Genomic DNA, 5266 nt, shown 5'->3' on the forward strand with positions numbered 1-5266 from the left:
AGACCGGCGTCGAGGAGATCACCCGCCAAATCGAGGCCGAGTGGCAAGAGTTGAAAGACGCCCAGCTGAAGCTGCCGGAAGCCGATATCCGCGCCATCGAGGCCTATTTCGCGCCACCGGCACTCGCTGAGCGGCCGGAAGGCGACCAGGCGGTCAAGCTGGCGCGGCTCGATTCCAAGGGGTTCTCGGAGTGGCTCGACCAGAATGTCGTGACGCACCGCCATCCCGATTATGCGGCTGTGACGATCTCGCTGAAGGGCATCGGCGAGGTGCCCGGCGACGCCTCGGACAGCCAGATGGACGCAATCGCCGACATCGCCGAGACATATGGCTTTGACGAGCTGCGTGTCAGCCATGAGCAGAACCTGATCCTGCCGCATGTGGCCCGCGCCGACCTCAAGGCGGTCTATGATGCGCTGGTCGGCATCGGCCTGGCGACGGCCAATTCCAACCTGATATCGGACATCATCGCTTGCCCGGGCCTCGACTACTGCGCGCTGGCCACGGCGCGCTCGATCCCGATCGCGCAGGAAATCTCGCGCCGCTTCGCCTCGCTTGAGCGGCAGCGCGAGATCGGCGAACTGAAGCTGAAGATCTCCGGCTGCATCAACGCCTGCGGTCATCACCATGTCGGCCACATCGGCATCCTCGGCGTCGAGAAGAAGGGCTCCGAACTCTATCAGGTGACGCTGGGCGGCTCGGCCGACGAGAACACCTCGGTCGGCGAGATCATCGGCCGCGGCTTCTCTTCGGAAGAGATCACCGACGCCATCGAACAGATCGTCGAGACCTATCTCGGCCTTCGGCTCGACCCACAAGAGAAATTCATCGACGCCTACCGCCGAGTCGGTCCCGCGCCGTTCAAGGAGGCGCTCTATGCTGGCGAAGCCAAGGCCGCTTGACCGTATTGGAGACGTCGATGACGGCATCGCCGCCAAAGCGGCGGGGCTCGATGCGCTCTATGGTCATCTGAAGCCGCTCGAGATCATCGAACGCTCGGCCCGCGAACTGTTCCTCGACGAGATCGCGGCGGTGTCGTCGTTCGGCGCGGATTCGGCCGTGCTGCTGCACATGATCGCCAAGATCGACCGGACGCTGCCGGTCATCTTCCTCGACACCGGCAAGCATTTCGAGGAGACGCTCGGCTATCGCGATGCGCTTGCCGCCGATTTCGGGCTGACCAACATAAGGGTGATCAAACCCGAGGAAGCAGCACTCGAACGGATCGATCCGACGGGCAATCTGCACCAAAGCGATACCGATGCCTGCTGCGACGTGCGCAAGGTGGAGCCGCTGGCGCGCGGTGTCGCGCCATTTCGTGCCTGGCTCACTGGCCGCAAGCGTTTTCAGGCCGCGACGCGGGCAGCGCTGCCGGTGTTCGAGGCGGTCGGGCCGCGCATCCGCATCAATCCGCTGGCGCATTGGACGACATCGGACCAGGCCGACTATATGCGCGCGCATGCGCTGCGCGAAAATCCGCTGGTCGCTTATGGCTATCTGTCGATCGGCTGCTTCCCGTGCACGCAGCCGGTGCAGCCGGGCGAGGACGCGCGCAGCGGCCGCTGGGCCGGTCATGCCAAGACCGAGTGCGGCATTCACCTGTCGGGGCTGGAGAAGTCGCTGACCGACGCATCCCTTTAGGATATGCTGATATTCAGGTAAGGCTGGCCTGCAAACGGCGGCTTCCTGCGCTTCCGGTGCTCACGTACTTCAAGTATGCTCCGCTCCGGTTCTCGGAAGCCGCCATTTTCGGCGCAGCCTGACCTGAATCTCAACACATCCTTGGTTTCGTTTGACTGTTTAGGAACTTTTTGATGACTGGACCGACGACACCGGAGACCCGGCTCTGGACCCCTGCGGGTTTTCAGGAGGATGAGTGGACGCATGCCGAAAGCGCCGATGCGCTGTCCGGCAACGGCCGCTTCATCCTGCCGTTGCAAGTCTTCCTCGATCTCGATCCGGAGGTGCGCCGCTCGGCCAAGGAACGGCTCGGCGTCCTGCTGCAGCCGGGTGATCAGCTCGAGAAGATCGCCGACCTGCTCGACCAGCTGTCGCTGGTGGCGCTGGCCTTTCCGGCCTTCAGCGACGGCCGCTCCTTCTCCAAGGGAGAACTGCTGCGCGGCCGCTACCATTTCGAAGGTGCCGTTCGCGCCACGGGCCAGGTACTGGTCGACCAACTGCCGCATATGCTGCGCCTGGGCTTCGACGAGTTCGAGATATCGAACCCCGTGCTGTTGAAGCGTCTGGAGGAGGGCCGCACCGGCGGATTGGGGCTCTACTACCAGCCAGCCGCCGTGCCGGAACCAAAAGGCCCGAAATACTCCTGGCGGCGCGTTCGCAGCAGCTGACGTTGCGGTAATTCCGCGCGTCTTTACAACGCCCCCTGTTCAAGCCTTCTCTTGAGCTTCCGGATGGAAAATCCGGAATGATCGGGGAGGGGTCTTCATGCGTTACGACTATGTCATAGCCGGCGGTGGGTCCGCCGGCTGTGCGCTTGCCGCACGGCTTTCGGAAGATCCCTCGAAAACGGTCTGCCTGATCGAAGCTGGCGGCGAGGGCAGGGATATGCTGATCCGCGCTCCGGCTGGCATTATCGGTATGCTTTCCGGCCGGCCCAGGATCAACAACTGGGCCTTCGAAACCGTGCCGCAGCAAGGTCTTGGCGGCCGCAACGGCTACCAGCCGCGCGGCAAGGCGCTGGGCGGCTCCAGCGCCATCAATGCGATGCTCTATGTCAGAGGCCATCGCAGCGACTATGACGAATGGGCCGATCTGGGCTGTGAGGGCTGGTCGTGGGATGAGGTGCTGCCCTATTTCCGGCGCGCCGAAGGCAATGAGCGCGGCACTGATGCCCTGCATGGCGGGGACGGCCCGCTGAAAGTGTCGAACCAGCGCTCGCCGAGGCCAATCGCCAAGGCCTTCATAGAGGCTTGTGCCGAAAACCAGATTCGCGCCTCGGACGATTTCAACGGACCGGAACAAGAGGGCGCCGGCTATTTCCAGGTGACCCAATTTGCCGGTGGCGCCCGTAATGGCGAGCGCTGTTCGACTGCCGCCGCCTATCTCCATCCGGTGATGCAGCGGACCAATCTGACCGTGATCACGCGGGCGCACGCCACACGCATCGTCCTTGACGGCAAGCGGGCCACCGGTATCCGCTACCGGACACGCAAAGGCGAGGCAGTGGCGCAGGCGTCGTGCGAGGTGATCCTGTGTGGCGGTGCCTTCGGTTCGCCGCAGCTTCTGTTGCTGTCGGGTATCGGCCCGGCGGCCGAACTTGCCGTGCATGGCGTTCCCGTCGTCCACGAACTGCCGGGCGTCGGCAAGAACCTGCAGGACCACCTCGATTTCATCGTCGGCTGGAGATCGAAGGACACCGATATGCTTGGCATGAGCCCGCGCGGCGCGTTGGGTTTCCTACGGCATATCGCGCAGTGGCGGCGGGATGGGACCGGGCTGATCGCCTCGCCGGCGGCCGAGAGCGGCGCTTTCGTCAAATCCGACCCGGCGCTTGAGCGCCCTGACCTGCAGCTGCAATTCGTCATCGGGCTGGTCGAAAACCATGCGCGCACGCTGCACTACGGCTTCGGCTTCTCCTGTCATGTCTGCATATTGCGGCCGCACTCGCGTGGCGAGGTTGGGCTGGCCAGTGCCGATCCACTTGCCGCGCCGCGCATCGATCCGCGCTTTCTCGGCGACCAGCGCGATGCGGAGCTGCTGTTGAAAGGCGTGAGGATCACCCGGCAGGTGCTGGCTTCACCGGCGCTGACGCGCTACCGGCACAAGGAAATGCACATCGCCGGCGAGCCAAGCGATGCCGATCTGATGACCCATATCCGTACCCGCGCCGACACGGTCTATCACCCGGTCGGCTCCTGTCGGATGGGGGTCGACGAGATGGCGGTGGTCGATCCGCAACTCAAGGTGCGCGGGCTTGAAGCCTTGCGTGTCGTCGACGCCTCGGTGATGCCGACACTGATTGGTGGCAACACCAATGCGCCAACCATCATGATCGCCGAAAAGGCCGCCGACATGATCAGGGCTGCCTGATAGGAGCTCCAGGCGCGGTGCCTATAGACTGGCGGTCGTTTTACTTTTCTTGGTTTGACGCAATTGCCCCAGGGAAAACGCTACGCGCTTTCCCTGGAAACCGTTCACCACTTCTGCTGGAATTGCTTAAGCCGCCGCCCGTGCCTCGCGGAACGACACCAGCTTGCGGCGGTTCTCGTCCCACAACGCCAGTTTAACGCAGCGCAGGCTTTCCAGCAGCGTGACACGGCCGATGTCGCGCAGCTCGGGATAATCCCGCAGCACTTCCTGCAACCGGTAGCACGGCACCTTGGCGGAGAGGTGATGGACGTGATGGACACCGATGTTGCCGGTGAACCAGTTCAGCACCGGCGGGAGGTCGTAATAGGACGATCCGTGCAAGGCAGCGTGCTGGAATTCCCAGTCGACATCCTTCGCCCATTCCGTTTCCTCGAACTGGTGCTGGACATAGAACAGCCAGATGCCGGCCGAACCGGCGAGGATGACGATCGGCAGGTGGACCACCAGGAACGCGCCGGGACCGACGAACCAAATGAGGATGGCTGCTGCGACCGCGATGCCAAGATTGGTGGTCATCGACGACACCCAAGGGGTCAGGCCGCCGCGCATCATGCCGACGGGCAGCCTTTGCTCGAAGATGAACAGCCAGATCGGACCGAGCCCGAACATCACCAGCGGGTGGCGATAGAGACGATAGGCAAGGCGGCCTCGCCACGACATCTGCCGGTATTCTGCAACGGTCAGCGTCCGGATGTCGCCCATGCCGCGTTCGTCAAGATTGCCGGCGCTGGCGTGGTGGGTCGCGTGGGCGCGCCGCCAGCAATCGTAGGGCGTCAGCGTCAGGATGCCGAGCGCGCGGCCGATCCAGTCGTCCGCGTAGCGATTGGCGAAGAAGGAGCCGTGGCCGCAATCGTGCTGGATCATGAAGATGCGCACCAGAAACCCGGCCGCGGGAAGGATGAGGATCAGTCCCCACCAATGGCCATAGGCATAGGCCGCCGAGGACAGGCCCCAGAGTATGGCGAATGGAATGAGAGTGATGGCGAGTTCGACGGTGCTGCGCCGCCTGTCAGGCTTCTTGTAGCGGGCGAGAATCTTCAGCCAGGCGCGCTTGCTGTTGGCGACCGTCTCAGGGGAAATCATGTTCATCAGGAAGCATAGGCGGGGTGCCTCGCCGCCGCAAGGCGACATCACGCAAAATTACTGTGCGTAATTG

At 63.4% G+C, this 5266-nt stretch carries 5 protein-coding genes; 4 read left to right on the forward strand and 1 reads right to left on the reverse strand.

Translation table 11 applies throughout. The features are described from left to right. From EN925_RS22075 to EN925_RS22090, 4 genes are all read left to right on the forward strand, one after another. On the forward strand, positions 1 to 902 hold a 902-nt coding region (locus EN925_RS22075; protein ID WP_164894324.1), incomplete at its 5' end, for a nitrite/sulfite reductase. Beyond that, entirely contained in the window at positions 877 to 1641 is a 765-nt protein-coding gene (locus EN925_RS22080; RefSeq protein WP_024502838.1) for a phosphoadenylyl-sulfate reductase, read from the forward strand. The genes EN925_RS22075 and EN925_RS22080, both read left to right, overlap by 26 nt. A 173-nt stretch (positions 1642 to 1814) precedes the next feature. Beyond that, positions 1815 to 2348, forward strand: coding sequence for a DUF934 domain-containing protein (locus EN925_RS22085; protein WP_127369057.1), 534 nt, complete (start codon positions 1815 to 1817; stop codon positions 2346 to 2348). Between the two features lie 97 nt (positions 2349 to 2445). Further along, positions 2446 to 4050 carry a GMC family oxidoreductase N-terminal domain-containing protein gene (locus tag EN925_RS22090; RefSeq protein ID WP_127384617.1) on the forward strand — a complete coding sequence of 535 codons (1605 nt, stop codon included), beginning with the start codon at positions 2446 to 2448 and terminating at the stop codon, positions 4048 to 4050. Positions 4051 to 4176: 126 nt separating this feature from the next. On the opposite strand, the gene EN925_RS22095 is transcribed toward EN925_RS22090, so the two are convergent. Further along, positions 4177 to 5199 (reverse strand): fatty acid desaturase, encoded by a 1023-nt coding sequence (locus EN925_RS22095; protein ID WP_013529567.1) that lies wholly within the window; start codon positions 5197 to 5199, stop codon positions 4177 to 4179. Positions 5200 to 5266: the final 67 nt, after the last annotated feature.

The organism is Mesorhizobium sp. M7A.F.Ca.US.006.04.2.1, from assembly GCF_004022915.1.
In the GTDB taxonomy this organism is placed as follows: domain Bacteria; phylum Pseudomonadota; class Alphaproteobacteria; order Rhizobiales; family Rhizobiaceae; genus Mesorhizobium; species Mesorhizobium ciceri.